Origin of the sequence: Streptomyces sp. NPDC056144 (genome assembly GCF_042264145.1) — a bacterium.
GTDB lineage: Bacteria > Actinomycetota > Actinomycetes > Streptomycetales > Streptomycetaceae > Streptomyces.
In genome coordinates this window covers 487,496-512,542 of record NZ_JBHJVF010000004.1, presented here as the reverse complement: position 1 = coordinate 512,542, position 25,047 = coordinate 487,496, and the positions used below count along the sequence as shown (strand labels likewise).

The window sequence follows — 25,047 nt, the reverse complement described above, 5'->3', positions numbered from 1 at the left end:
GTACCGCCCCTCAGGGCACGGTGATGCCGAGGGGGCCGAGGACCCGCGCGGTCTCGTGCGGGTCCGCCTCGGCCATCGTCCGTACGAGGGCGGCCGAGCCGCCGGGCCAGGCGGCCGCCGCCGCGTCGAAGGCGGCGCGCCGGGACTGCAGCGGCCCCTTCTTGCCGGGCAGTCCGTCGAGGACGTGCAGGGCACGCGCCGAGAGCGGGACCTGGAGGTGGTCGGCCGGTTCGCCCCGGGCGCGCAGCGCCTCGTGGGCGTACTCCCCGACCGCCGGGTCCCGCAGGGCCCCGCGCAGGGCGTCGGCGGGGGCGGCGCCCGTGTCCAGGACGCCGAACAGCGCCCGGGCGTCGGCCGCGTCGGAGCCGCCCCCGTGGGCGGTGCCGAGCGCGGCGAGGAGTGCGGACCAGGCCTCCGCGGTGTCCCCGCGCGCGTGGAGCCAGTCGGCGAGGACGCGCGCGGCGGACGCGGCCGGCCAGCCCGCGGCGGCGGCGACCAGGTCGTGCGCGGGCCAGGCCGCGGCCTCGGCCGCGTCGGGGGCGGCGATGCCCCGGACGCGGAGGAGATAGCGCAGGACACCGGCACCGCGCGGGGTGAGCCCGAACGCGTCGCCGGAGCGGAAGAGAAGCCCCGTGGTGGCGAGCCGGTCGACGACCCCGGCGAGGGAACGGGCCTGCCCGTCGAGCTCCTCCCGGTCGTCCTCGGTGAGTCCGCGCGAGCCCAGGAGGCGGCCGAGCTCGTCGAGCGACGGCAGCACGTACGCCTCCGACGCGCTCTCGGGGACGGCGACGGGCTGGTCCTCCAGGGCGGGGTCGACGGCCCAGTCCTCGTACTCGGCGGTCTTGCGGGCGACGGACTCGGCCGAGCAGCCGCGCTGGTAGACGACGTACAGCAGGTGGGGCGCCTCTCCGCCGTACGGGTCGAACGCGCCGTCCGTCAGGCTCTCGACGGCGGCGGCGAGCGCGTCGGCGCCCTCCTCGACGGCCCCGGGCGCGGCCGGGTTCTCGATCGCGGACGGCGGGGGTACGGGCACGGCGGGGTCGCCGTAGTAGTCGAGGTGTTCGTCGAGGAGCGCGTCGGCGAGGACCAGGTGGGGGAAGGCGTCGGGGCCGGGGGCGTAGCGGGCGTAAGGCCCGGCGAGCTGTTCGGCGAGACCGGCGGCGGTCCACCGGTCGAGGAGCGCGCCCGCGACCTGCCCGATGCCGGTCGCGACGGCGTGGTCGGTGAGGAGCGGTCCGGCGGCCGGGGCGTTCTCCGCGTCGCGTACGTAGGCCCGGGTGAGGGCCTCGGCGAGCAGGACGTCGGCGAGGGCCGTGCGGCCCATGAGGTCGGCCCGGCGCACCCCGTCGGGCAGCGGCGCGCCGTCGAGGGCGGCGAGCCGGCGGCGTACGTCCTCGGGATCGGCGAGATCGGTCCCGCAGGCGCGCAGGAGGGAGGCGTACCAGCGGTGCCAGGTGAGGTTGCCGGGGTCGTTCATGGCCCGCTCGAAGTCGGGCGCGGCCTCCACGACGACGGCGGCGACCCGCTCGCCCCGCCCGCCGTCGAACCGCGCGGCGAGCCGGCGCAGCACGGCGGGAAAGGCCCGCAGCTCGCCCGGCGGCGCGTACACGAACGTCGGCAGGTCCTCGACGAGCAGATGCCGTACGAGCTCGGGCGTCGGCTCCGGCACCCCGGACGCCCGGTCGGCACCGCGCAGCGCCAGCAGCCCGAGGACCGCTTCGGCCGCCCGCGCGAACGCGGGGTCGCCACGCTCGTCCGCTCCGTCGAGGAAGCCGTCGAGCCCGGTGTTGGTGAGAACGGTCCCGGCCACGCTTCCCAGGGTAATTCCGGGGACCCGAATCCGGCGGGCGGACGGCCGCCGTTAGGAGCGTCGTCGCAGGTCGCGGGCGGTCTTCGTGAGGTGCTGGAGGTGGGCGACGCGCCGCCAGACGGCCGGGTGGCCGGCCCCCTCGCTCCCCCGTCCGTGGGCGCAGGCGACGAGCCAGCGCTCGCCCGCGCCGAACCGGGAGCCCCGGAAGTCCTCGGCTTCCACGATCTCCCGGGCCGTCGCGCGGATCGCCTCCGCGCGGCCGTCGCCCCGGGTGGGGACGCGGCCCAGGAGGAAGGTGCGGTCGGTGGTGTAGCGGAGGACGCCCCAGGGCGAGCCGCCGCCGGCCTCGGCGGGCCGGTCGAGGGCGGCGGGGTGGTCGGCGCCGTAGTCCCCGTACGTGAGGGGGAAAGCGGGCCGTTCGGGGCCGTCGACGAGGAGGTGCCAGAGGTCCCAGTCGAGGCGCTCGGCCTCGGCGAGCGGAGCTCCGTACCCCTCGGGGACGCGGCGGGGAAACGCGCCGGCGAGCACGGCGACCGTGCGCCAGGGATGGAGCGGGCCGAGCAGGTCGAGGGCGCGCAACGCCCATTTCTCGGCGGGGAGATGCTCGTCGGCGACCGCGCCGAGGTCGAGGAGGAGGTCCAGCGGGGAGCCGGCGACCGCGGTTCGTTCGAGAAGGGTGCCGAGCGCGTCCCGTAATCGCTCGTCGGGGAGCTCGGGCAGCGGCACCCGTATGCCCAGGCCGTCTCCGCGCGCCCGGGCGGCCTCGGCACTGGCGAGCTGGTGCCGGAGGGGGCGGTCGACGCCGGTGACGGGGCGGAGCGGGGTGTCGGCGAGGGCCTGGGTGAACTCGCCGAGGAGGCCGGGTGCTTGCCTCTCGGCGTGGGGCGCGTCCAGCCAGGCGGGGGTTCCGCGCTGCGCGTGCGCCGCTCGCCGCAGGGCTTTGCGCAGGTGGTGGGCGAGGGCGGGCGGGTCGGGGTCGCGGGCGTCGGGGACGCGCGGGGGGATCGTCCAGAGGGGGGCGACGGCGGCGCGGAGGCGGGGGGCGAGGCCGGCGTACGCGAGGAACGCGCTGGAACGGGCTGGGAGGGCGGGGACGTAGAGCGGTGCGGACATCGGCACTCCCCCCGGTGGGCCTGACTTCCCTTGGTCGCAGGGTGAGGGGCGGGGCCGGGCGGCGAAAGAGGGCGATTTCGGCCAGGACCGCTCGTTGCGGGGTCTCGGCTCAGCGCACCACGACCGTGCGGGGTGCCGAGAAGTCGCCCCAGGTGCCGTCGGGGAGGCGGGCGCGGAGGGTGACGGTGTAGCGGGTGCCCGGGGGGTCCTGGACCGGGAAGGTGTAGGTGGCCCGGGCCGGGGGCGGGGTGGTGCCCCAGATGATGGTGGTGGCGAAGCGGCCGTTCAGGTGGAGTTCGTGGTGGGTGACCGGGGCGCCGGTGGTCGGCGGGGTCCAGGTGAGGGTGATCTCGCCGCGCCCGGCCGTGGCGGTGAGGTGGGTGGGGGCGGTGTTGGGCGGGGCCCCGGGGGCGGGGGCGGTGGTGAGTTCGACGCGGGGGCCGTCCGGGGAGGAGTTCTCGGCGGCGTCGCGGGCGCGGACGGTGAACGCGTAGGCGGTGCCGGGGCGCAGGCCGGTGACGTGGGCGGTGGTGGCGGTGCCGGGGGCGGTGTGGACGCGGACGTCGGCCTGGTAGACGTCGTACGCGGTGACGGCCCGGTCGTCGCGGGCGGGGGTCCAGGTGAGGGTGGCGGCGCGGCTGCCGTCGGCGGTGGCTCGGAGGGTGCTCGGGGTGGTGGGCGGTGTGCGGTCCTCGGTGGCGGCGGGGAGGGTGGTGGCGGTGACGGCGACGCTGACGGGTGAGACGTTTCCGGCGGCGTCGCGGGCGCGGACCGTGAAGGTGTGGCGGGTGGCGGGCGCGAGGCCGACGACGTCGGTCATGAGGGTGGTCGCGGGGAGGTCCTTGACTTTGCGGCCCTCGCGGAGGACCTCGTAGCCGGTGACCGCGCGGTCGTCGGTGGCGGCGCTCCACATGACGTGGACGGTGCTCGCGCTGCCGGCGGTGGCGGTGACGCCGGTGGGGGCGGTGGGGGCCCTGGTGTCCTTCGGGGGTGGTGCCGAGGTGCTCGCGCAGGCGGAGAGCGCGAGGGCGAGGGCGAGGGTGACGGCGGGCAACAGGCTTGCGGTGAAGCGGTGTTGCATGACGGTCCCTCCGTCCGGCGAAAAGGTCCAGACCTATATCCCACAGGCGGGGAGGAGTGGACAAGAGGGCCGGTCGCGGGGCGTTGTCAGTGGGGTGCGCTTCACTGGATCCATCACTCTCCGTAGTCGAATCCAGGGGGAAACATGACGGACCGTATGACCTATGTGACGCTCACCGGTGTCCGCCGCAGGGGCTGGACCGACTCGATGGTGCGGGACCTGCTCGGCTCGCCCGACGTGCAGGGGCGCGACCCGCGCCGCTGGTCCCTCGCGCCCGTCCGGCTGTATCTCCTGGCCCGGGTGGAGACGGTGGAGCGGACCGCCGAATTCGCCCTGGCCTCGCGGCTGTCGGCCGCCCGGTCCGCCGGGGTCGGCGTCCACGCCGGGCGGCGGCGGGCCGCCGTGCTCGCCGCGATCCGGGCCGAGCCGATCGAGGTGCCGATGCTGTCCGGGCCTGAGCTGGAGCGGCGCGCCGTCCGGCACCGGCGGCTGCTCGGCGCGCGGGGGCCGGGAGTGGCGGAAGGGCCGGGGGTGACGGGGAGCCCGGAGTCGCGGCGCCGGCAGGTGGACTATCTGCGGTACGCGCTCTCGCGGTACGAGTGGCTGCTCGACGGGCTGTACGGGGACACCGGCCGGGCCGAGGCCGAACGGCTGCTCAGGCGGCGGCTGTACGAGGCCGTCGCCGCCGCCTACCCGGACCTGGCCGAGGAGTGCGGGCGGCGCATCGCGGTGGAACGGTGAGCCGCGCCGGGCCCGGCCGGGGTCAGGCCGTGAGGAGGTGGGTGATCGCGGTGATCGCCGCCGGGATCGGGGCGATCACCGGGATCCGGCAGCGGGTGCGGAGCTCCTCGGCGGCTTCGCCGAGCGGGCCGCCGCCGATGACGACGACCTCCGCTCCGTCGCGTTCGACACAGGCGCGGACGGCTCGTTCGAGCCGGTCGAGGAGGAGGACGGGGTCGGCGGAGAGGCGTTCCGGGGCTCCGGCGGTCAGCCGGACCCCGGTGTACCGGTCGGCGTGGCCGAGGGCCTCGACGCGCTCGGCGAGGGCGTCGGCGAGGAGCGGCGTGGTGGTGGCGATGCCGAACGGGACGCCGTGGGCGGCCGCTTCGGCGAGGGCGGCCTCGCCGATCCCGACGACGGGGACGCCGACGGCGGCGCGGAGCTCCTCGACGCCCGGGTCGCCGAAGGCGGCGACGACGAGCCCGGCGCAGTCGCCGGCGGCGGCGGCGCGCAGGCCCGCGGCGAGGACCTCGGGCGCGGCGGCGCGGAGGGCCGCGGGGTCGGTGAGCATGCCGGGGCCGCGGGCGACGGTGACACCGCGGACGGAGAAGCCCGTCAGGGCCCTTCGGGCGATGGCGGTCATCATCGCGGTCGTCGCGGTGGAGGTGTTGGGGTTGACGAGGACGACCGCTGCCCCGGTCTCCGCGGCGTGCGCGGGGACCGGGGCGGGCGGGGGAACGAGGAGCGGGCTCAGTGGACGTGCGCCGCCTTCGCGTCGGCGCTGTCGGCGATCTCCTCGCCCGGCTCCATGGGCGCGGTGACCTGGTCGGCGTCCCTGCCCTTGCCGAGGTGGTTGAAGACCACGTTGAGCAGGACGGCGGCGACGCAGCCGGTGGAGATGCCGGAGTCCAGGATGATCTGGGCGGTCTCCGGGAAGGCGTGGTAGAAGTCCGGCTTCGTGATCGGGATGATGCCGACGGCCAGGGAGACGGCCACGATGAGGACGTTGTTGTCCTTCTCCAGGCCGGCCTTCACGAGGGTCTGGATACCGCTGGCGGCGACCGAGCCGAAGAGGACGACGCCCGCGCCGCCGAGGACCGGGCGGGGCACGACCGAGATCAGCGAGGCGGCGACCGGCGAGAGGCCCATCAGGACGAGGAAGCCGCCGCCGCAGGCGACGACGAAGCGGCTGCGGATCCGGGTCATGGCGACGAGGCCGATGTTCTGCGCGAACGCGCTGCACATGAAGCCGTTGAAGAGCGGGCTGAGGGCGGAGCCGAGGGTGTCGGCGCGGAGGCCCGCGGCGATGGTCTTCTCGTCGGCCGGGCGGTCGACGATCTCGCCGAGGGCGAGCATGTCGGCGGTCGACTCGGTCATGGAGACCAGCATGACCACGCACATCGAGATGATCGCGGCGAGGGCGAACTGCGGGGCGCCGAAGTGGAAGGGGGACGGGAAGCCGACGATGTCGGCCTCTCGCACCGGGCTGAAGTCGGTGACGCCGAAGGGTATGGCGATGAGCGTGCCGATGACGAGGCCGACGAGGACGGCGACCTGCTTGAGGAAGCCGCGGGTGAAGCGGCGGAGCAGCAGGACGACGAGGAGGGTGATGCCGGCGAGGGCCAGGTAGGTCGTCGAACCGTAGTCCTCGGCCTTGGGGTTGGGCCCCTGGGCCCAGCCGAAGGCGACGGGGAGGAGGGAGACGCCGATGAGGGTGATCACGGTGCCGGTGACGACCGGCGGGAAGAACCGCACGAGTCTGGAGAAGAAGGGGGCGGCGGCGAAGCCGAGGAGGCCCGCGACGATGATCGCGCCGAAGATGACGGGGAGGGCGTCGGCCTTGTTCTCCGTGGTGTCGACGATGGCGAGCATCGGGGCGACGCCGGCGAAGGTGACGCCGTTGACGAACGGGAGGCGGGCGCCGATCTTCCAGACCCCGAGCGTCTGGAGGAAGGTCGCGAGTCCCGCGGTGAAGAGGCTGGCGCCGGTGAGGAAGGTCAGTTCGGTGCCGGAGAGGCCGACGGCCGCTCCGACGATCAGCGGCGGGGCGACGACGCCCGCGTACATCGCGGCGACGTGCTGGAGGCCGCTGGTGGCCATCTTGAGGGGGGGCAGCGTCTCGTCGACCGGATGCTTCTCACGGTCTACGGGGGCGGAGCCTTCGTCTGGTGCATTGCGAACCTGGGGCGTGGCGGCCACGGCGGTTCCTCCGGTCGGTTACACGTCGGCGGCGACGAGGGGGTCAAGGAGGTGGTGCGATGCGATGCGGGTGCCGGACGGGGCGAGGTGCGGGGCAATGCGGGGTGCCGGACGGGGCGGGGTGCGGAGCGGACGTGCGGGGGGGCCGGACGGGGCGGATGCCCGGTGGGGGTGCGGGCAGGCGTCACCTTCCCGGGAGGTGCCGTACGTCTTCTGCGTACGGCACCTCCCGGTCGGGCTGCCGCGAACCCCGCTCGGGCTCGCGGCGACCGGCCGAGGGCCGTCCCCCTCGGTCGGACTCCGTGGGGAGGGTCAGCTCTGGGCCGTGATACGGGCCAGGCGCTGGGCCTCCGCGCGCGCGTCGCGCGCGATCTGCTCCTCGTCGGCGAAGAGAAGGCGGTTGTTCTCGACGATCTGCTTGCCGTTGACGAAGGAGGCGGTGACCGGGGCCGCGGCGCCGAAGACGATCGCGGTGACCGGGTCGGCGATCGAGGAGTGGCCGAGGCCGTCGATCTTCCAGAGGACGAAGTCGGCGAGCTTGCCGGCTTCGAGGGAGCCGATGTTGTCGGCGCGGCCGAGGACCTGCGCGCCGCCGTAGGTGCCGAGGCGCAGGGCCTGGCGGGCGTTGAGCGCGGCCTCGCGGTGGGCGCCGAGCCGGTTGATGAGGAGCGCGTTGCGCAGCTCGGTGTGGAGCTCGCCGGACTCGTTGGAGGCGGTGCCGTCGACGCCGAGGCCGACGGGGACGCCCGCCTTCAGCATGTCGGGTACGCGGGCGATGCCGGCGGCGAGGCGCGCGTTCGAGGAGGGGCAGTGGGCGACGCCGGTGCCGGTGCGGGCGAAGGCGGCGATGTCGGAGTCGTTCATGTGGACGCAGTGCGCCATCCACACGTCCTCGCCGAGGAAGCCGGTGGACTCGAAGTAGTCCGTCGGGCCCATGCCGAAGAGCTCGTGGCAGAACTTCTCCTCCTCCACGGTCTCCGAGCCGTGGGTGTGCATGCGCACGCCGAGACGGCGGGCCAGCTCGGCGCCCTGCTTGAGGAGCTGGGTGGAGATGGAGAAGGGGGAACAGGGGGCGACGGCGACCTGGGTCATCGCGTCGAAGGAGGCGTCGTGGAACTTCTTCACCGTCTCCTCGGTCGCGGCGAGCGCGCCCTCGGTGGTCTCGACGGCGAAGTCCGGCGGCAGGAAGCCGTCCTTCTCGCTCATGTCCATGGAGCCGCGGGCGAGGGTGAAGCGGACGCCCATGTCGGAGGCGGCGCCGATGATGGCGCCGGACAGGTCGCCGGAGTTCTTCGGGTAGACGTAGTGGTGGTCCATGGCGGTGGTGACGCCGCCGCGGGCCATCATCGCCAGGGAGCCCTGGGCGGCGACGCGGACCATCGACTCGTCGATCCGCGACCAGGTCGGGTAGAGCGCGACCAGCCAGTTGAACAGGTTGTGGTCGGTGGCGAGACCTCGGGTGATCCACTGGTAGAAGTGGTGGTGGGTGTTGACCAGACCGGGCGTCACCAGGTGACCGGTGGCGTCGATCCGGCGGACCACGTTCTCCAGGCCCTCGGGCGCCTTGCCGGCGCCGAGGGACTCGATCCTGTTGTCGGCGACGACGAGGTAGCCGGAGGCGTACTCGGTGTCGTTCGCGTCGACGGTCGCGATCGCCGCGTTCTCGATGACGATGCGCTGCGCTGCCGAAGGTGCTGCCATGGCGGTGCTTCCTTCATTCCTCGGGGGTGGTGTGGGCACGGCAGGACCCTAGGAGGATTTGAGTGCCGGGGCCGCGTGACGGCTCCGGGTGCCGAGATGGTGGAAGAACAGGTTGAGCAGGACGGCGACGAGCGCGCCCGCGCTGATGCCGGATCCGAGCACGGTCTGCGCCCAGGCCGGGAAGTCGGCGTAGAAGGTGGGCGCGGCGAGCGGGATGATGCCCGCTCCGAGCGCGACGGCCACCAGGATGATGTTGGAGCTGTCGTCGAGTCCGGCTTCCGAGAGGGTCCGGATGCCGCTGACCGCGATGGAGCCGAAGAGGACGATGCCGGCGCCGCCGAGGACGGGCATCGGGACCATGGAGACGACCGCGCCGAGGACGGGGAAGGCGCCGAGGACGATCAGGGCGCCGCCGGCGACGGCGACGACGTACCGGGAGCGGACCCGGGTCAGCGAGACGACGCCGACGTTCTGCGCGAAGGCCGAGGTCGGGAAGCCGCCGAAGACGGGGCCGAGGAGGGTCGCGATGCCGTCGGTGCGCAGGCCGCGGGTGATGGTCTTCCCGTCGCTGCGGCGCTCGCAGATCTCGCCGAGGGCGAGCATGCCGGCGCTGGACTCGGTCATCAGGACCAGCATGACGATGCAGAGCGAGAGGATCGCCGCGGGCTGGAACTCGGGGGCGCCGAAGGCGAAGGGGGCGGGGAGCGCGGCGACGGGCGCCTCGCGGAGGGCGGAGAAGTCGGCCATCCCGAAGGGGATCGCGGCGAGGGTGCCGATGAAGAGGCCGAGGAGCAGGGCGATCTGCTTGACGAAGCCCTTGCCGAAGCGCTGGAACAGCAGGACGACGACGAGGGTGAAGGCGGCGAGCGCGAGGTACTTCATGGCGCCGAAGTCGGCGGCGTTCTTGTCGCCTCCCTGGGCCCAGCTGACGGGCACGGGCATCAGGGTGACCCCGATGAGGGTGATGACGACGCCGGTGACGAGCGGCGGGAAGAAGCGCAGGAGCCTGCCGAAGAAGGGGCCGACGGCGAGGCAGAAGACACCGGCGACCATCACCGCGCCGTAGATGGCGGGGAGTTGGTGCCCAGGAGCGCTGGTCTCCGCGATGGCGAGCATCGGGGCGATGCCGGCCGAGGAGGCGGCGTTGACGAACGGGAGCCGGTTGCCGGCGAAGCGCCGGATGCCGAGCGTCTGCAGGATCGTGGCGCAGCCGGCGATGAGCAGTCCGGCGGCGATGAGCCGGGTCATCCCGGCGGCGTCCAGGCCGACGGCCTGGCCGATGATGAGCGGAGGGGTGACCACGCCGGCGTACATGGCGGCGATGTGCTGGAGTGCCGCCGGGACGAGCCGCGAGGCGGGGAGTTTCTCGTCCACCGGATGGACCTGCTGGGCCTGGTCCGGCGGGGTGGAACACGGGCCTTCGGCGTGCGCCGGCCCTGCGGGCTGTGCCATGGGAATCCCTCCGGTCCGGTGCGGGCCCCGCCCCACTGCGGGGTGGGCGGGGCCGGCACTCAGACGCCGCTTAGAGGTTGGTCATGTCGACCGGGATCAGCGCCGTGGCTCCGTCCCGGAGGACGGTGGCCTCGATGAGGCCGTACATGCGGTCGGCGGCGTAGTAGACCTCGTTGTCGTTCTTCAGCCCGAAGGGCTCGAGGTCGACCAGGAAGTGGTGCTTGTTCGGGAGCGAGAAGCGGACTTCGTCGATCTCCGAGCGGTGGTTGATGATGCGCGTGGCCATCTGGTACAGCGTCTGCTGGAGGGAGTACGAGTACGTCTCCGAGAACGCTTCGAGCATGTGCTTCTTGGTCTGCTCGTAGGACCGCTCCCAGTTGGGCATGCGCTGCTCGTCGTCGGTCCAGTTGAAGCGCCAGCGGGCGGACACCTGGGTGGCCAGGATGCGGTCGTACGCCTCCTGGAGGGTGGTGTACTGGTCCTTGATGTAGCCCCAGAACTCCGAGTTGGTGGAGTTCATGACGACGAGGTCCTTGAGGCCGGAGATGACCTCGAACTTCTCGCCGTCGTAGGTGATCTGGGTGACGCGGGTCTCCTGGCCCTTGCGGGCGAAGGAGTGGTTGACCTCGTCCGAGCCGATGAACTTGGAGTTGGCGTCCGAGGAGGCGATGCGCTCCCAGGAGTACTCCTCGATCCGGATGCGGGCCTTCTTGATCGGCTCCTGGCTCGTCACGAAGTGGCGGGCGAGGTGGATGCCGAACTGCTCGGCGGACTCGATGCCGTACTCCTTGGCGAACGCGAAGATGGTGTTCTTCGTCGTGTCGGTGGGGAGGCAGTGGGCGTTCGAGCCGGTGAGGTGGACGTCGTCGAGGTCGCCGGAGAGGGCGACGGAGACGTTCAGGTCCTTGATGTGGTGGGTGGCGCCGTCCCGCGTGATCTTGACGACGCGGTTCTCTGCTTTGCCGTACTGGTTCTGGCCGAGAATCGTGGGCATGTCTGCTAGCTCCCTCGGTAAACGGAGTAGCCGAACGGGTTGAGCAGCAGCGGTACGTGGTAGTGCTCGCCCGGCTTGACGGCGAACGTGATCGCCACCTCCGGGAAGAACGCACCGCTGTCCCTTACGCGGGGGGCGTCCTGCTGCGCCTCGGCTTGCTTCTTGGCGAAGTACGTCTCGGTCTCGAAGTCGAGACGTACGTGGGTGGTTTCTTCCGGCAGCGCCGGCAGGTCCTTGCAGCGCCCGTCCGCGTCGGTGGCGGAGCCGCCGAGCGTGACCCATGCGGCGTCGGAGCCGCTGCGGGCCGCGAGCGTGATGGCCACGCCCTCGGCCGGGCGGCCGATGCTGGTGTCCAGGATGTGCGTGGACACCGAAGCGGTGGTGTCGGTGCTCATGCGGAGCCTTCTTCCTCAGGAGTCTCGACGAGACGGGTCAGGCGGATGCGGTTGATCTTGCCCAGTTCGGTGCGGACGATCTCCCGCTCGACCTCGGGCGTGTTGCCGATCCGTTCCCGGACCGCGTCCCGCATCTGCTCGCCGGTCCTGCCGGTGGCGCAGATGAGGAAGACGTGTCCGAACTTCTCCTGGTAGGCCAGGTTCAGTTCGAGCATCTCGACCTTGAGCTCCGCTGAAGCTCCGGCCATCCCGCTCTGTTCGCGGGAGGAGGTGGGGTCCCCTGCCTTCGGACGACCGATCGGCGGGTGCCCCGCCATCGCCTCGGCCAGGTCCTCGGTGGTCAGCTCGGCCATGGCGGCGTCGCTGGCGAGGAAGAGGGCTTCGGCGGTGGTGTACGGGCGCTGGGCGAGCAGCTTGCTCCCCCACGCCGAGCTGGAACACACCTCGTGGAGCGAGGCGAGCGCCTCGCTGTCCGCCGAGGTGTTGAACCGGGCGAGGCCCGGTGTCGTACCTGAAGTCACGGGAAGCCTCCGTGGCTGTTTTTCGCTGTGCGTCGGACGGGCTGCGGATAGCTAACGCCCTCCGCAACACAACGTCAACACTTTGTTGAAAACTCGGCCACACGAAAGCCGCCGTCCCGACATCTGGACGACGGCTTGCCCGCGAAGGTGATCAACTAGCTGTTCTCGGCGGCCTTTTCCCTGTTCAGGGCGGTTTCGCGGTTCAGGTAGTTGTACACGGTGAACCGGCTGACACCCAATGCCCCGGCCACCGTCTCCACCCCGTGCCGCACCGAGAAGGCCCCGCGCGCCTCCAGCAGACGGACGACCTCCTGCTTTGCCTTGCGATCGAGTTCGGCCAGTGGCATCCCGTGCCGCCGCTCCATCGCCACGAGGATGTGGTCGAGGGACTCCGACAGCTGCGGCAGCCGTACGGCGAGGACGTCCTCGCCCTCCCAGGAGAGGACGACGTCGTCGCCCTCCGCCTGCGCGGGGCCGAGCATCTCGGCCCCCATCGCGTCCACGAGCGGCTTCACCGCCGTGACCAGCGGGTGTTCGGTCACTTCTCGCCCTCCCCGATCACGTTCACCTGGAGGGAGACCCGCGTGGCGCCGGCCGCGAGCGACTGTCGCAGCAGCGCGTCGACGGCGGTCAGCACCTCGTCGGCGCCCCCTTCCGCCGTATTGCCGAAGGGACCCACGTCGACCGCGTCCAATTGGGCCGACTGGATGACCTCACGCGCCACGACCGCGTGCGCCGGGGCCTCGTCGAGGTCGAACGGCTCGGTCGTGAACTCCACTCTCAAACGCACCATGACCCCACGCTACGGCCCCGATCCGGCCCGCGGGAGTCCCGGACCTGCGAGTACCGCTTGACAAGCGCGGCAACCCCCTTGCAACATTCCACCAGACAGAAACTTACTTCCGCGATACGGAAGGAGCGCACCCCTCATGGGATTCGAGAACCAGCGCTTCGATGTGAACCTGTCGATCCTCTTCACGGAACTCCCGCTCCTGGAGCGCCCCGCGGCCGCCGCCGCGGCGGGCTTCACCGCGGTCGAGCTGTGGTGGCCCTGGATCGACACCGCCACCCCCGAGCAGAGCGAGCTCGACGCCCTCAAGAAGGCCCTTGAGGACGCCGGCACCCAGCTGGTGGGACTGAACTTCTACGCCGGGCAGCTCCCCGGCCCGGACCGCGGAGCCCTCTCCGTACCCGGTGACGAGTCGGACCGCTTCCGCGCCAACATCGAGGTGGCCGCCGACTTCGCCGCCTCGGTCGGCTGCAAGGCGCTCAACGCGCTCTACGGCAACCGCGTCGAGGGCGTCGACCCGCAGATCCAGGACACCCTCGCCCTGGAGAACCTGGTCCTGGCCGCCCGCGCGGCGGACCGGATCGGCGCGATCCTCCTCGTCGAGACCCTCAACAAGCCGGAGTCGCCGCTCTACCCGCTGGTGAGCGCCCCCTCCGCGATCGAGGTCGTCGACAAGGTCAACGCGGCGACCGGCCTCGGCAACGCCAAGTTCCTCCTCGACATCTACCACCTGGCCATGAACGGCGAGGACGTCTCCCAGGTCATCGCGGCATACGCGGACAAGACCGGTCACGTCCAGATCGCCGACATGCCGGGCCGCGGCGCCCCGGGCACCGGTGAGCTCCCGCTCGCCGAGCTGCTCGACCAGCTCGCGAAGGCCGGTTACGAAGGCTGGGTCGGCCTGGAGTACAAGGCCGCCGACGCCGCCGCCTCCTTCGAGTGGCTGCCCGCAGAGGCCCGTCCGGCCCGCTGACGCAGGCCACCTCCCCGTACCACCTTGTTTTGAGAGGCACCCTCATGAGCAACCTTCCTAAGATCGCCTGGGTCGGACTCGGCATCATGGGCTCCCCCATGTCCGAGAACCTCCTCAAGGCCGGCTACTCGGTCACCGGCTTCACCCTGGAGCAGGACAAGCTGGACCGCCTCGCGAAGGCCGGCGGCACCGCCGCCTCCTCGATCGCCGAGGCCGTGAAGGACGCCGACGTCATCATCACGATGGTGCCCGCCTCCCCGCAGGTCGAGGCCATCTCCTACGGCCCCGAGGGCATCCTGGAGAACGCGAAGCAGGGCGCGCTGATCGTGGACATGTCCTCGATCACCCCGCAGACCTCGGTGGACCTCGCCAAGAACGCCAAGGAGAAGGGCATCCGCGTCATCGACGCCCCCGTCTCCGGCGGCGAGGCCGGCGCGATCGAGGCCGTGCTCTCGATCATGGTCGGCGGCGAGCAGGCCGACTTCGACGAGGCCCTCCCGATCCTGGAGGCCCTCGGCAAGACCATCGTGCTCTGCGGCCCGCACGGCTCCGGCCAGACGGTGAAGGCCGCCAACCAGCTGATCGTCGCGGTCAACATCCAGGCCTGCGCCGAGGCCGTCGTCTTCCTCGAGAAGTCCGGCGTGAACCTCCAGGCCGCCCTGGACGTCCTCAACGGCGGCCTGGCCGGCTCGACCGTGCTGACCCGCAAGAAGGACAACTTCCTGAACCGGGACTTCAAGCCCGGCTTCCGGATCGACCTCCACCACAAGGACATGGGCATCGTCACCGACGCCGCCCGCAACGTCGGCGCGGCCCTCCCGGTCGGCGCGGTCGTGGCCCAGCTCGTGGCCTCGCTGCGCGCCCAGGGTGACGGCGGCCTCGACCACTCGGCCCTGCTCCGCGCCGTCGAGCGCCTCTCCGGCCAGCAGGTCTGATCCTCCGCCCCGCCACCGGGGCCCCAGATTTCCGGTCGACGGCGTCGCTGACAACTGTCCTGTCGCGCCCAGGCGACGCCGTCGACCGGAACACCACACTTCCTTTTCAACAAACTGTTGACGATATTCGGAACGGCTCCTTACGCTCCTGACACCGTCACCAGTGCAGCTCCCGTACGGAAGGTCACGATGTCGAAGCGCGTGCTCACGACCGAGTCCGGCGCCCCTGTCGCCGACAACCAGAACTCCGCCACCGCCGGCGTCGGTGGCCCGATCCTCCTCCAGGACCAGCACCTCCTGGAGAAGCTCGCGCGCTTCAACCGCGAGCGGATCCCGGAGCGCGTGGTCCACGCCCGCGGCTCCGGCGCGTACGGCTACTTCGAGGTGACCGACGACGTCACCGCGTACACCAAGGCGGACTTCCTGGGCGAGGTCGGCAAGCGGACCGAGACCTTCATCCGCTTCTCCACCGTGGCCGACTCGCTCGGCGGCGCGGACGCGGTCCGCGACCCCCGCGGCTTCGCCCTGAAGTTCTACACCGAAGAGGGCAACTACGACCTCGTCGGCAACAACACCCCGGTGTTCTTCATCAAGGACCCGATCAAGTTCCCCGACTTCATCCACTCCCAGAAGCGCGACCCCTTCACGGGCAAGCAGGAGGCGGACAACGTCTGGGACTTCTGGGCGCACGCCCCCGAGGCGACGCACCAGATCACCTGGCTCATGGGCGACCGCGGCATCCCCGCCTCGTACCGCCACATGAACGGCTACGGCTCGCACACCTACCAGTGGACCAACGAGGCGGGCGAGGCCTTCTTCGTCAAGTACCACTTCAAGACGAACCAGGGCATCCGCTCCCTCTCCGCCGACCAGGCCGCCGAGCTCGTCGGCAAGGACGCGAACTCGCACCAGACCGACCTGCTCCAGGCCATCGAGCGCGGGGTCAACCCGAGCTGGACCCTGTACGTCCAGGTCATGCCGGCCGCCGAGGCCGCGGACTACCGCTTCAACCCGTTCGACCTCACCAAGGTGTGGCCGCACAGCGACTACCCGCTCCAGCGCGTGGGCCGCCTGGTCCTCGACCGCAACCCGGAGAACGTCTTCGCCGAGGTCGAGCAGGCCGCGTTCTCGCCGAACAACTTCGTGCCGGGCATCGGTCCCTCGCCGGACAAGATGCTCCAGGGCCGCCTCTTCGCCTACGCGGACGCCCACCGCTACCGCCTCGGCGTCAACCACACCCTGCTGCCGGTGAACGCCCCCAAGGCGACCACGGCCCAGAACTACGGCCGGGACGGCTTCATGGCCACCCGCAACGGTTCGCGCCACGACAAGAACTACGAGCCCAACTCGTACCAGGGCCCGGCCCAGACCGACGCCGCGCTCTCCGCGCCGCTCGCGATCCACGGCTGGACCGGTACGCACGAGGCGCCCGCGCACACCAAGGACGACGACTTCTTCCAGGCCGGCGAGCTCTACCGCCTGATGTCCGAGGACGAGAAGAAGCGTCTGGTCGCCAACATCGCCGGCGGTCTCTCCCAGGTGTCCCGCGAGGACGTCATCGAGAAGAACCTCGCGCACTTCGCCGCCGCCGACGCGGACTACGGCAAGCGCGTGGCCGAGGCCGTCCGCGCCCTGCGCGAGGACTGACCCTCAGGCAGTACCCAGACTGCGTGCGGCACCTGACGGGAGGTCGGTGCCGTGCGCGGTCCGGATCGCCGGCCCGGATGAGGGGTGGCCGGCGGTCCGGACAAGCGTGAGGACCGCGGTGGAGTCGAGCCAGTGCGGTGGTAAGGGCGGCGGGCCCTCCTTCTTGACCTGAAGGAAGGAGCCGGCCGGCCGACCCGTCGACACCACCGCGGTCCCAACGCCCAGCCCCTGCCCCGGGGGCCCCACAGACCGCCGTCCGGCGGCGCGAACGTCCTGTCGTGCCAGCCTCGCGCCGTCGGACGGTCATCAACGAGAGAGCGCGGAACCAGGTTTACGGTCCCTGGTTCCGCGCTCTTCTCCTTTTCCCGTACGGGTTCCAGCGCATCGTTTCTGCGGTGAAGTTCGGCACCCGCTCGGCGGAGCGCGCCGCGAGGCGGCCCCCCGACCGGGCGGCCACCGGGTTATCCCCGAGGGCATGATCAAGAACCTGATGCGCGGACTCGCGCCGCTCGCCCTGATCCTCTCCCCGCTCGCCCTCCCCTCCCCCGCCCTCTCCGCCGGCGTCGTCCTCTTCCCCGACGCGCTCGCCGAGCTCACCGAGGCCACCGAGGACCCGGACGGCTACAAGGAGTCGGCCTTCGCCCACTGGAACCAGGGCCTCGACCCCGCCGACGGCTGCGACACCCGCTCCGAGGTCCTCCTCGCCGAGGCCGACGAGGCCCCGACGGCCGGGGCCGGCTGCGTGCTCACCGGCGGGCGGTGGACCTCCCCGTACGACGGTCAGCGGGTGAGCGACCCCGCCGCGCTCCGCGTCGACCACCTCGTCCCGCTCGCGGAGGCCTGGGAGTCGGGCGCCTCCGGCTGGACGGCGGCCCGGCGCGAGAGCTACGCCAACGACCAGGGCGCCGCCGCGACCCTCGTCGCCGTCACCGCCCGCAGCCTGCGGCAGAAGGCCGGGCGCGACCCCGCCGAGTGGGTGCCGGAGGACTCCACCCGGTACTGCCGTTACGTCGGCGAGTGGGTGAGCACGAAGCTGCGCTGGGGCCTGTCCGTCGACAAGGACGAGATGGAGGCGCTGAAGCTGTTCGCCGACGGGCCGTGCGAGGAGACGGTCGTCATGCGGTCGAAGGCTCCGCAGTAAGAGCCGTCCTGCCCGTCCTGCCTGTCTTGTCCGCCCGGTCCGCCCGGTCCCCGCGCACCAGCGCCAGGGTGACGAGGAGCGAGACGACCGCGAGCGCCGCCATGCCCGTGCGCGGGGACGTGAACTGGGCGACGGTGCCGGCGAGCGCGGCGCTCACGCCCTGGAGCGCCGCCATCCCGGAGCCGTGCAGCCCGAGGGCGTGCCCGCTCAGCTCCTCCGGCACCAGCGTCATCAGCCGCTCCTGGTGCAGGAGGGACGCCCCGTACCCGATGGTCGCCAGGGTCACGAGGACGGCGGCGAGGGCCAGCCCCGGGTCGAGGGCGAAGGCGAGGAACGGGGCCGCCAGGAGGGCCTGGAGCGGGTAGCGGAGCCGTGCGCGCAGCCGTGGCGGCAGGAAGCGGCCGACGAGGGTGTCCCCGGTGAGCATCCCGAGCGCGCCGAAGGCGTAGAGCAGGCCGGCGTGCTCGGGGTCGTACGGCACGAAGAGCGACTCGGCTCCGGCGATGAGTCCGTTCGGCACCCACAGGGCGAGGTAGCAGCGGCGGCGGGCGGGCACGGCCCAGAGCCGGGCGTTGGTCCGCCAGGTCGCGGCGACCGAGGCCCGCCCGGTGGCGCGCGGCGGGCGGGCGCCGAGGCCGAAGCGGGCCACGAGGGCGGCGGTGAGGTAGAGCCCCGCGCCGACGAGGACCGTGCCGCGCGGCGAGAGGACGGCGAGCAGGACGCCGCCGGCGGCGAAGCCGCCGATCTGGCAGACGCCCGCGGACATGTTGACCACCGAGCGGCCCAGGAGGTACCGCTCGCGCGGCAGGATCTCGTTGAGGAGGCCGTGGCGGACCCCGCCGCCGAGCGAGGACGCGAGCCCCAGGACGAGGAGGACGGCGAAGACGGCCCAGGTCGGCAGGGCGGGCATCGCCAGGACCGTGGTGCCGAGCGCGAAGAAGAGGGCGACGCCGGAGATCACGGCACGCGGCGGGACCCGGTCGGCGGCGGAGAGCAGCGTGGTCGCGCCGATGAGCTGGGCGAGCGAGGGGGTGAAGAGGGCGAGGGAGGAGAGGAGGGGGGAGCCGGTCGCCCGGTAGACGAGGATCGCGAGCCCGAGCCCGGCGACGGTGTGGGCGGCGATCTGGGCGGCGCCGGTGAGGAAGAGGGGGGTGAACTCGGGGGTGCGGAAGAGCGCCCGGTACGAGGCGGGCTCACCGGACGGGGGGTGGCGGGCGGGCCGGTCGCGGTCGTTCGGGGACGGGGAGCCGGCGGCGGGCGTGGAGCCGCCGTGGGCGGGTTTGCTGGGCATCCCCGGAGTCTGCGGGACCGCGCACGCCCACCGGTACTGTTTCGCCTGGAGGCGAAACATGGGCTGGTGGCGGATTGGTGCGGACGCGCTCGCGGGGAGCGGCTTCGTGCTGTCCCCGCTCGCCGAGACGGTCGCCTCGCTCAAGACGCTGCACGCGGGGACGCCGACCCATCCGGGCGAGCGGTCCTGGCTCGACCGCCACCTTCCCGCGTACCGCGCGCGCCTCGCCGCCGAGCCGCTCGACGCGCTGCTCGTGCGGGCGGCGATCGGGCCCACCTGGAACGCGGACTTCCTCACCCCGACCCCGCTCGGCGACCGCGAGCGGACCTTCGAGGAGGAGGTCGAGGCGGTCGCGGCGACCTCGCCGGCCGACGCCGTGGAGCAGTTGGCGGTCGCGGTGGGCGGACGGGTGCCGGAACCCCTGCGCGCCGCGAGCGACCTGCCGGAGCGGCTCGCCGGGGTGCTCGACTGGGTGTGGCGGGAGTCCGTGCGGCCGGAGTGGGAGCGACGGCGGCGCGCCCTGGAGGCGGACGTGCTGGCACGGACGGCGCGCCTCGCCCGCGGCGGCTGGGCGGCCGCCCTGGACGAGCTCTGCCCGGGGAAGATGCGCTGGCTCGGTGACGGACGGCTCCAGGTCAACACCCGGGACTATCCCTCGCGTTCGATCGAGCGGGGCCGTCTGCTGCTCGTGCCGGTGACGCCGGCCACGGGCTGGGTCTCCTGGGAGGGGACGGAGCGGAGCGCGATCGTCTATCCCTGCACGGGAGTTCTGGCGGACACGTCGGGACCGGCCGTTCCCGACGCGCTCGGTGCGCTGCTCGGTCCGGCGCGCGCCGGCGTGCTCGTACGGCTCGGGTCCCCGCTGTCCACAAGCCAGTTGGTGGCCATGACCGGGCAGGGCCTCGGGTCGGTGGGCCGCCATCTGAAGGTGCTGCGGGACGCCGGGCTCGTACGGCGGGGTCGGGCGGGCCGCTCGGTCCTGTACGAGTGGACGGAGGCGGGCGCCGTGCTCGTACGGGCACAGAAGGCGTGAGGCCCCCGCCCCGGTGCTCCTCGGGGCGGGGGCCGGTCAGTCCTCCCGCGGCGCGTCGAGGCCCACCCAGGCGCTGAGGCTGTCGCCCAGGACGACGGCGTGGGTGAGGCGGGCGAGCGCCGCGGCGTCCGCCCGTACTCCCGGCGCACCCTCCTCGACGCGCGCGGCGAGGGCCGCCCAGTGGGCGGCCTCCACCTGCTCGCGCGTCTCGTCGCCGTAGGGCTCGTCCGGGCCGACGACGGTCCGGGCGGTGCTCTCGATGTCCTCGACGGTGAGGAAGGCCCTGATGTCCCCGTCGCCCACGACGCTCTCGGACCAGCCCCGGTCGTCGAGGAGGACCAGGGTCCGCCCGTCGGAGAGTTCCGCGTCCAGGCGGGCCGAGACAGAGAGCTGAGCGGGAGTCGTCCACGCCTCGTCCAGCTCGACGTGGGTGACGAGTCGGGTCACGGCGGCCATGGGTGCGTCCTTTCGGCGCGGCGCCCGGAGGGGTGCTCCGGGCGCCGTTCGATGAGGTCGCAGCCTATCCGCGAGCCGTCAGGTCGCGGGATCGCGGGATCGCGGGTCCACGCGATCCGGGGGATCAGACCTGGAGGGCCTTGATCGCGGTGGGCGCGTGGCCCGGCTCGGTGGCCAGGTCCTCGAACTCGGTGACGTCGCTCATGTCGACCGTCTTGCTCATCGCGATGTTCGTGATGCGCTCCAGGATCGCCTCGACGACGACCGGGACCTGGTGCTCGACGGCCAGCTTCTTGGCCTGCTCCAGGGCCTCGCCCAGCTTGTCCGGGTCGGTGACGCGGATGGCCTTGACGCCCAGGCCCTCGGCGACCTTGACGTGGTCGACGCCGTAGACGCCGATCTCCGGGGTGTTGATGTTCTCGAACTCGAGGTTGACCTCGAAGTTGATGCCGAGGCCGCCCTGCGCCTGCCGGATGAGGCCCAGGTAGGCGTTGTTCACGAGGACGTGGACGTAGGGGACCTTGTGCTGGGCGGCGACCGCCAGCTCCTCGATCATGAACTGGAAGTCGTAGTCGCCGGAGAGCGCGACGACCGGGGTCTCCGGGTCGGCGGTCGCGGCACCGATGGCGGCCGGGATGGTCCAGCCGAGCGGGCCGGCCTGGCCGCAGTTGATCCAGTGGCGCGGCTTGTAGACGTGCAGGAACTGCGCGGCGGCGATCTGGGAGAGGCCGATGGTGGTGACGTACCGGGTGTCCGGGCCGAAGGCCTTGTTCATCTCCTCGTAGACGCGCTGCGGCTTCATCGGGATGTTGTCGAAGTGCGTGCGGCGCTGGAGGGTGGCCTTGCGCTCCTGCGCGGAGGCGGCCCAGGCGGTGAAGTCCGGGAGGGTGCCCGCGGCCTTCCACTCCTTGGCGATCGCGACGAAGAGTTCGAGCGCGGCCTTGGCGTCGGAGGCGATGCCGTAGTCCGGGGCGAAGATCTTGCCGAGCTGCGTGGGCTCGATGTCGACGTGGACGAACTTCCGGCCCTTGGTGTACGCGTCCATGTTGTAACCGGTGTGGCGGTTGGCCCAGCGGTTGCCGATGCCGAGGACGAAGTCCGACTCCAGGAAGGTCGCGTTGCCGTAGCGGTGCGCGGTCTGGACGCCGACCATGCCGGCGGCGAGCTCGTGGTCGTCCGGGATGGTGCCCCAGCCCATGAGGGTGGAGATGACCGGGATGCCGGTGAGCTCGGCGAACTCGACGAGCAGGTCGGTGGCGTCGGCGTTGATGATGCCGCCGCCGGCGACGATCAGCGGGCGCTCGGACTCCAGGAGGAAGCTCAGCGCCTTCTCGGCCTGGGCGCGGGTCGCGGACGGCTTGTAGACCGGCAGCGGCTCGTAGGTCTCCGGGTCGAACTCGATCTCGGTCAGCTGGACGTCGATCGGGAGGTCGATGAGGACCGGGCCCGGACGGCCGGAACGCATGAGGTGGAAGGCCTGCTGGAAGACGCCGGGGACCTGCGCGGCCTCCAGGACGGTCGTCGCGGCCTTGGTGACCGGCTTGGCGATCGTGGCGATGTCGACGGCCTGGAAGTCCTCCTTGTGGAGCTTCGAGACCGGGGCCTGGCCGGTGATGCAGAGGATCGGGATCGAGTCCGCGATGGCCGAGTAGAGGCCGGTGATCATGTCCGTGCCCGCGGGACCCGACGTACCGATGCAGACGCCGATGTTGCCGGCCTTGGCACGGGTGTAGCCCTCGGCCATGTGGGACGCGCCCTCGACGTGGCGGGCCAGCGTGTGACCGATGCCGCCGACGTTCTTGAGCTCGCGGTAGAAGGGGTTGATCGCCGCGCCGGGGACGCCGAAGGCGGTGGTGACGCCTTCGCGCTTGAGGATCTCAACGGCCGCTGCGGCGGCGGTCATACGAGGCATGGGAGTGCTCCTGCTTCGGCCGGTCGGATGCGGGCGCGCGGGCGGCTCAGGGCTCGTTCGCGGCCTTGTTTCCGTAATGCGGAAATACTGTTCTGCTATACGGAAGCAATGTAGGTCGGCTTCCGGAGAACCGTCAAGAGAAGTCCGGGCGAACGCCCTCCTCCGGGCGGCCGTTGGGGGGACGATGTGGCGGGGCTGACGACAGGGGGGTTGGTGTTGTGGGTGAGTCGAAAGCGATAGAGATCCGGTGTCCGGAGTGCCTGCGGACGCAGATGTACGCGCCGCCCGCCTTCCCGTGCCCGTGCGGAGCGCCCGTGGCCCCGCCGGTGACGGCGGGCGCGGCGGCCGAACCCGTCACGGACCGGAACTGGGCCGACCTGTGGGTGACCGTGCGCTGCGGAGCCTGCGGGCGCGAGGACGACTGGCCGCAGCCGGAGCTGGGCTGCGCGTGCGGGACGGTGCTGCGGATCGTGGTGGAACCGACGGGTCACGACGGCGGGGACGGGGCGGGGGTTGGCGAGGCCGCGGGGCGGACCGGGGAGCCGGAGCCTTCGCGGCTTGAGGCCTCGCCGCGTGAATCCTCACCGCGCGAGCCCTCATCCCTTGAGCCTCCGCTGTACGAGGCACCCGACCCCCGTCCGCCGCTGCCGCCGCGAAGGACACCGCCGCCGCTGCCGCCGGCCGAGGCTCCGCCCGTACGCGCCCGGCCACTGGAGCCGGGCTCGGAATGGTTCGGCCCGGGCCCGACGCGCCACGACGGCGCGGACGGGGGGACGGATTCGGGTACGGGTACGGGTACGGGTACGGGTACGGGTGCAGGTACGGGTACGGGTACGAGTTCGGGAGCGGGAGCAGACACCGGCACCGGCACCGGCACCGGCCCGGACGCCTCCCCCGTCTCCCCCACCTCCCCCGCCTCACCGCCCCCGGCGGCGCCCCTCCCCGCCCCCCAGCCCCTCCCCTTCGCCGAACGGCACCCGGCGCGCGGTCCCGAGCCGTCGGCCGCCGGTCCGCGCCCGTCGCCGACGCGCGGCGCCTTCCGGCCGATGACGATCAGGACGGCGCGGGACGCGGTCACGGCGGCGGCGACGTACCTGGGATGGCTCGGGTTCCGTGACGTCGTCCAGCCCGAGGAGCGCCCCGCGTCCGGCATGGACCTGCGGGCGCCGGGGCTCGTCGCGGAGGTGGACCCGAGCACCCGTCCCACCGGGGTCCGCGCCGTGGAGTGCCTGTGGCTCACCGGCCTGAGCGCGCCCGTGGCGAGTGTCGGGGTGTTCTTCTCCCTGGCGGGCTACACCCCGGAGGCGCGGCGGCGGGCGACCGAGATCGGGCTCCCGCTCTTCGTGCTCGACCTGTCCGGTACGCCGCAGCCCGTCAACCCTCCGGCGGAGGACCTCGCGGCGGGAGGCGCGTAACCCCTCCTCCCTCCCCCGGACTCGCGCCGGATCCGGCCACGCGAGGGTGACGATCACGGTCCCCCGGGCAGAACACTCCGGGGGGTGGCGTCATGCCGACGGCGTTGTGGTGGTTCATCGGGGTGGCCTGCGGCGAACTGGCGCTCGCGGCCTGGCTGTTGCGAACACGCAGCCGGGAGGACGGGACGTGGTCGGCGGGCGCCGAGCCGCCGCCGCAGGCGCTCGCGCTGCTGCGGGGAGGGCGGCGGGCGGCCGTGACGGTCGCGCTCGTCGCGCTGCACCAGCGCGGGGCGGTGGCGGCGGGCCGCAAACGCACGATTCGGGCCAACGGCGGCCCGGGCCGGACCCGCGACCCCGTACAGCTCGGGGTGCACGGGGCGCTGCACCGGGCTCTCGGGCTGCGGAGGCTCGCCCAGCACCCTGAGGCGCGGCGAGCCGTGGACGCGCTGCACCACGAACTGGGCCGGACGGGCCTCCTGAGGCCGCCCGGCCGGCTGCGCGCGGCCCGGGCGCTGCTGGTCTGCGTACCGGTGACGGTCGGGGTGGGGGTCGTCGTGGCGTGGGCGGGCGACGGGTACGGGCGCGGGCCCGTCCCCGTACCCCTGGCGCTCGGCATCGCCCTCGTACCGGTGGCCGTGGCCGCACTCCTGCTGCGGCTGCCCCCGTCGACCCCCGCCGCCCACCGCCTGCTGGCCGCGCTGCGGGAGCGCCACCCCCTGCCCGCCCACCGTCGCGAGGTGACGGACGGACGCCTGGTCCAGCTGTACGTGGCCCTGTACGGAGACCCGGCGCTCGCGCTCTTCCTCCCCCGCTTCTCCCGCGACGGCGGCCTCCTCGACGCCCCTGACCCTCAAGACGCCCCCTAGGGGCCCTCGCGTTCACCGGGGTCGGGCCATACTGTCGTATGCGCATCAGAGCGGCCGCTCCGGCCGAACTTCCGCTGCTCCAGGACATCGAACGGGCGGCGGGTGAGCCGTTCCGTTCTCTCGGGATGGGGGATGTCGCGGATGACGACCCGCTGCCCCTGGACGTCCTGGAGGCGTACCGCCGCGAGGGGCGGGCCTGGGTCGCGGTGGACGCGGACGACCGGCCCGTCGCCTATCTGCTCTCCGACACCGTCGACGGCGCCGCCCACATCGAGCAGGTGTCGGTGCATCCCGACGCCGCCCGGCGGGGCGTGGGCCGGGCGCTGATCGAGCACCTGGAGGCGGCCGCCAGGGAGCAGGGCCTCGCGGCCCTGACCCTGACGACCTTCAGCGAGGTCCCGTGGAACGCCCCGTACTACACGCGGCTCGGCTTCCGCGCGCTCGCCGACTCCGACCCGGCACTGACGGACGGCCTGCGCGCGATCAGCCGCGCGGAGGCCGCCCACGGGCTGTCCGCCTGGCCCCGGATCTGCATGCGGAGAGAGGTCGGGAGGGCGGCCCTCCAGGCGCCGCCGCCGCACCGCTAGGCCGCCTCCGCACCG

24 protein-coding genes are annotated in these 25,047 nt (G+C 72.7%); 9 read left to right on the top strand and 15 right to left on the bottom strand.

Features of this window, described 5'->3' with window-relative positions; genetic code table 11:
• Nucleotides 1-10: 10 nt before the first annotated feature.
• From ACFC0Z_RS16320 to ACFC0Z_RS16310, 3 genes are all read right to left on the bottom strand, one after another.
• Entirely contained in the window at nt 11-1,810 is a 1,800-nt protein-coding gene (locus tag ACFC0Z_RS16320; protein ID WP_376437754.1) for a hypothetical protein, read from the bottom strand.
• A 51-nt stretch (nt 1,811-1,861) separates the two neighbouring features.
• Nucleotides 1,862-2,923, bottom strand: coding sequence for a hypothetical protein (locus ACFC0Z_RS16315; protein WP_376437751.1), 1,062 nt, complete (start codon nt 2,921-2,923; stop codon nt 1,862-1,864).
• A gap of 109 nt (nt 2,924-3,032) precedes the next feature.
• Nucleotides 3,033-4,004: a fibronectin type III domain-containing protein gene (locus ACFC0Z_RS16310; protein ID WP_376437749.1), complete on the bottom strand. Its 972-nt coding sequence runs from the start codon at nt 4,002-4,004 to the stop codon at nt 3,033-3,035.
• A 144-nt stretch (nt 4,005-4,148) separates the two neighbouring features.
• On the opposite strand from ACFC0Z_RS16310, the gene ACFC0Z_RS16305 reads away from it, so the two are divergent.
• Complete coding sequence (locus ACFC0Z_RS16305) at nt 4,149-4,745, top strand: hypothetical protein (protein ID WP_376437747.1); 597 nt, start codon at nt 4,149-4,151, stop codon at nt 4,743-4,745.
• 22 nt (nt 4,746-4,767) lie between these two features.
• Here ACFC0Z_RS16305 and ACFC0Z_RS16300 read toward each other — a convergent pair whose 3' ends face one another.
• The 9 genes from ACFC0Z_RS16300 to ACFC0Z_RS16260 form a co-directional block, all read right to left on the bottom strand.
• Entirely contained in the window at nt 4,768-5,478 is a 711-nt protein-coding gene (locus tag ACFC0Z_RS16300; RefSeq protein WP_376438002.1) for an aspartate/glutamate racemase family protein, read from the bottom strand.
• Nucleotides 5,475-6,923: a nucleobase:cation symporter-2 family protein gene (locus tag ACFC0Z_RS16295; protein ID WP_376437744.1), complete on the bottom strand. Its 1,449-nt coding sequence runs from the start codon at nt 6,921-6,923 to the stop codon at nt 5,475-5,477. The genes ACFC0Z_RS16300 and ACFC0Z_RS16295 overlap by 4 nt, the downstream gene beginning before the upstream one ends.
• A 312-nt stretch (nt 6,924-7,235) precedes the next feature.
• The gene (locus ACFC0Z_RS16290) at nt 7,236-8,624 is read right to left on the bottom strand and encodes an 8-oxoguanine deaminase (RefSeq protein ID WP_376437742.1); all 1,389 of its coding nucleotides are present in this window, start codon (nt 8,622-8,624) and stop codon (nt 7,236-7,238) included.
• A gap of 48 nt (nt 8,625-8,672) precedes the next feature.
• Nucleotides 8,673-10,076 (bottom strand): nucleobase:cation symporter-2 family protein, encoded by a 1,404-nt coding sequence (locus ACFC0Z_RS16285; protein WP_376437739.1) that lies wholly within the window; start codon nt 10,074-10,076, stop codon nt 8,673-8,675.
• A gap of 70 nt (nt 10,077-10,146) precedes the next feature.
• Nucleotides 10,147-11,070, bottom strand: a complete 924-nt coding sequence (gene pucL / locus ACFC0Z_RS16280) for a factor-independent urate hydroxylase (protein WP_376437737.1) — start codon at nt 11,068-11,070, stop codon at nt 10,147-10,149.
• Nucleotides 11,071-11,075: 5 nt separating this feature from the next.
• The gene (gene uraH, locus ACFC0Z_RS16275; protein WP_376437735.1) at nt 11,076-11,465 is read right to left on the bottom strand and encodes a hydroxyisourate hydrolase; all 390 of its coding nucleotides are present in this window, start codon (nt 11,463-11,465) and stop codon (nt 11,076-11,078) included.
• Complete coding sequence (gene uraD, locus ACFC0Z_RS16270; protein WP_376437732.1) at nt 11,462-11,986, bottom strand: 2-oxo-4-hydroxy-4-carboxy-5-ureidoimidazoline decarboxylase; 525 nt, start codon at nt 11,984-11,986, stop codon at nt 11,462-11,464. Before uraD ends, uraH begins: the two co-directional genes overlap by 4 nt.
• A 155-nt stretch (nt 11,987-12,141) precedes the next feature.
• Entirely contained in the window at nt 12,142-12,480 is a 339-nt protein-coding gene (locus ACFC0Z_RS16265; protein WP_376438000.1) for a helix-turn-helix domain-containing protein, read from the bottom strand.
• Between the two features lie 44 nt (nt 12,481-12,524).
• Nucleotides 12,525-12,779 carry a thiamine-binding protein gene (locus tag ACFC0Z_RS16260; protein ID WP_376437729.1) on the bottom strand — a complete coding sequence of 85 codons (255 nt, stop codon included), beginning with the start codon at nt 12,777-12,779 and terminating at the stop codon, nt 12,525-12,527.
• Between the two features lie 136 nt (nt 12,780-12,915).
• Between ACFC0Z_RS16260 and ACFC0Z_RS16255 the strand changes: the two genes are divergently transcribed.
• From ACFC0Z_RS16255 to ACFC0Z_RS16240, 4 genes are all read left to right on the top strand, one after another.
• Nucleotides 12,916-13,749 carry a TIM barrel protein gene (locus ACFC0Z_RS16255; protein ID WP_376437727.1) on the top strand — a complete coding sequence of 278 codons (834 nt, stop codon included), beginning with the start codon at nt 12,916-12,918 and terminating at the stop codon, nt 13,747-13,749.
• 44 nt (nt 13,750-13,793) lie between these two features.
• Nucleotides 13,794-14,684, top strand: a complete 891-nt coding sequence (locus ACFC0Z_RS16250; RefSeq protein WP_376437725.1) for a 2-hydroxy-3-oxopropionate reductase — start codon at nt 13,794-13,796, stop codon at nt 14,682-14,684.
• Nucleotides 14,685-14,873: 189 nt separating this feature from the next.
• Entirely contained in the window at nt 14,874-16,331 is a 1,458-nt protein-coding gene (locus tag ACFC0Z_RS16245; RefSeq protein WP_376437723.1) for a catalase, read from the top strand.
• Nucleotides 16,332-16,806: 475 nt separating this feature from the next.
• A complete protein-coding gene (locus ACFC0Z_RS16240) occupies nt 16,807-17,472 on the top strand; it encodes an HNH endonuclease (RefSeq protein WP_376437720.1) in 666 nt (221 codons plus the stop codon).
• Here ACFC0Z_RS16240 and ACFC0Z_RS16235 read toward each other — a convergent pair.
• On the bottom strand, nt 17,447-18,763 hold the full coding sequence (locus ACFC0Z_RS16235; protein ID WP_376437718.1) for an MFS transporter: 1,317 nt from the start codon (nt 18,761-18,763) through the stop codon (nt 17,447-17,449). The genes ACFC0Z_RS16240 and ACFC0Z_RS16235 overlap by 26 nt on opposite strands.
• Nucleotides 18,764-18,821: 58 nt before the next feature.
• Between ACFC0Z_RS16235 and ACFC0Z_RS16230 the strand changes: the two genes are divergently transcribed.
• Entirely contained in the window at nt 18,822-19,796 is a 975-nt protein-coding gene (locus tag ACFC0Z_RS16230; protein ID WP_376437716.1) for an ArsR family transcriptional regulator, read from the top strand.
• Nucleotides 19,797-19,832: 36 nt separating this feature from the next.
• On the opposite strand, the gene ACFC0Z_RS16225 is transcribed toward ACFC0Z_RS16230, so the two are convergent.
• Both ACFC0Z_RS16225 and gcl read right to left on the bottom strand, forming a co-directional pair.
• Nucleotides 19,833-20,252, bottom strand: a complete 420-nt coding sequence (locus ACFC0Z_RS16225) for a hypothetical protein (RefSeq protein WP_376437713.1) — start codon at nt 20,250-20,252, stop codon at nt 19,833-19,835.
• 124 nt (nt 20,253-20,376) lie between these two features.
• The gene (gene gcl / locus ACFC0Z_RS16220; protein WP_376437710.1) at nt 20,377-22,164 is read right to left on the bottom strand and encodes a glyoxylate carboligase; all 1,788 of its coding nucleotides are present in this window, start codon (nt 22,162-22,164) and stop codon (nt 20,377-20,379) included.
• A 314-nt stretch (nt 22,165-22,478) separates the two neighbouring features.
• Here gcl and ACFC0Z_RS16215 point away from each other — a divergent pair, with 314 nt between their 5' ends.
• The 3 genes from ACFC0Z_RS16215 to ACFC0Z_RS16205 all read left to right on the top strand — a co-directional run bounded on the left by ACFC0Z_RS16215 (nt 22,479) and on the right by ACFC0Z_RS16205 (nt 25,032).
• Nucleotides 22,479-23,579, top strand: coding sequence for a hypothetical protein (locus ACFC0Z_RS16215; protein ID WP_376437707.1), 1,101 nt, complete (start codon nt 22,479-22,481; stop codon nt 23,577-23,579).
• 92 nt (nt 23,580-23,671) lie between these two features.
• Complete coding sequence (locus tag ACFC0Z_RS16210; RefSeq protein WP_376437704.1) at nt 23,672-24,445, top strand: TIGR04222 domain-containing membrane protein; 774 nt, start codon at nt 23,672-23,674, stop codon at nt 24,443-24,445.
• A 38-nt stretch (nt 24,446-24,483) separates the two neighbouring features.
• Nucleotides 24,484-25,032: a GNAT family N-acetyltransferase gene (locus ACFC0Z_RS16205; RefSeq protein ID WP_376437701.1), complete on the top strand. Its 549-nt coding sequence runs from the start codon at nt 24,484-24,486 to the stop codon at nt 25,030-25,032.
• Nucleotides 25,033-25,047: the final 15 nt, after the last annotated feature.

What these genes read in the sequence shown, in the direction of transcription:
- ACFC0Z_RS16315 (WP_376437751.1), bottom strand. Translation starts at nt 2,923, where the DNA reads ATGTCCGCACCGCTCTACGTCCCCGCCCTCCCAGCCCGTTCCAGCGCG.
- ACFC0Z_RS16310 (WP_376437749.1), bottom strand. Translation starts at nt 4,004, where the DNA reads ATGCAACACCGCTTCACCGCAAGCCTGTTGCCCGCCGTCACCCTCGCC.
- ACFC0Z_RS16305 (WP_376437747.1), top strand. Translation starts at nt 4,149, where the DNA reads ATGACGGACCGTATGACCTATGTGACGCTCACCGGTGTCCGCCGCAGG.
- ACFC0Z_RS16290 (WP_376437742.1), bottom strand. Translation starts at nt 8,624, where the DNA reads ATGGCAGCACCTTCGGCAGCGCAGCGCATCGTCATCGAGAACGCGGCG.
- ACFC0Z_RS16285 (WP_376437739.1), bottom strand. Translation starts at nt 10,076, where the DNA reads ATGGCACAGCCCGCAGGGCCGGCGCACGCCGAAGGCCCGTGTTCCACC.
- pucL (WP_376437737.1), bottom strand. Translation starts at nt 11,070, where the DNA reads ATGCCCACGATTCTCGGCCAGAACCAGTACGGCAAAGCAGAGAACCGC.
- uraH (WP_376437735.1), bottom strand. Translation starts at nt 11,465, where the DNA reads ATGAGCACCGACACCACCGCTTCGGTGTCCACGCACATCCTGGACACC.
- ACFC0Z_RS16265 (WP_376438000.1), bottom strand. Translation starts at nt 12,480, where the DNA reads ATGGGGGCCGAGATGCTCGGCCCCGCGCAGGCGGAGGGCGACGACGTC.
- ACFC0Z_RS16260 (WP_376437729.1), bottom strand. Translation starts at nt 12,779, where the DNA reads ATGGTGCGTTTGAGAGTGGAGTTCACGACCGAGCCGTTCGACCTCGAC.
- ACFC0Z_RS16255 (WP_376437727.1), top strand. Translation starts at nt 12,916, where the DNA reads ATGGGATTCGAGAACCAGCGCTTCGATGTGAACCTGTCGATCCTCTTC.
- ACFC0Z_RS16250 (WP_376437725.1), top strand. Translation starts at nt 13,794, where the DNA reads ATGAGCAACCTTCCTAAGATCGCCTGGGTCGGACTCGGCATCATGGGC.
- ACFC0Z_RS16245 (WP_376437723.1), top strand. Translation starts at nt 14,874, where the DNA reads ATGTCGAAGCGCGTGCTCACGACCGAGTCCGGCGCCCCTGTCGCCGAC.
- ACFC0Z_RS16240 (WP_376437720.1), top strand. Translation starts at nt 16,807, where the DNA reads ATGATCAAGAACCTGATGCGCGGACTCGCGCCGCTCGCCCTGATCCTC.
- ACFC0Z_RS16235 (WP_376437718.1), bottom strand. Translation starts at nt 18,763, where the DNA reads ATGCCCAGCAAACCCGCCCACGGCGGCTCCACGCCCGCCGCCGGCTCC.
- ACFC0Z_RS16230 (WP_376437716.1), top strand. Translation starts at nt 18,822, where the DNA reads ATGGGCTGGTGGCGGATTGGTGCGGACGCGCTCGCGGGGAGCGGCTTC.
- ACFC0Z_RS16225 (WP_376437713.1), bottom strand. Translation starts at nt 20,252, where the DNA reads ATGGCCGCCGTGACCCGACTCGTCACCCACGTCGAGCTGGACGAGGCG.
- gcl (WP_376437710.1), bottom strand. Translation starts at nt 22,164, where the DNA reads ATGCCTCGTATGACCGCCGCCGCAGCGGCCGTTGAGATCCTCAAGCGC.
- ACFC0Z_RS16210 (WP_376437704.1), top strand. Translation starts at nt 23,672, where the DNA reads ATGCCGACGGCGTTGTGGTGGTTCATCGGGGTGGCCTGCGGCGAACTG.
- ACFC0Z_RS16205 (WP_376437701.1), top strand. Translation starts at nt 24,484, where the DNA reads ATGCGCATCAGAGCGGCCGCTCCGGCCGAACTTCCGCTGCTCCAGGAC.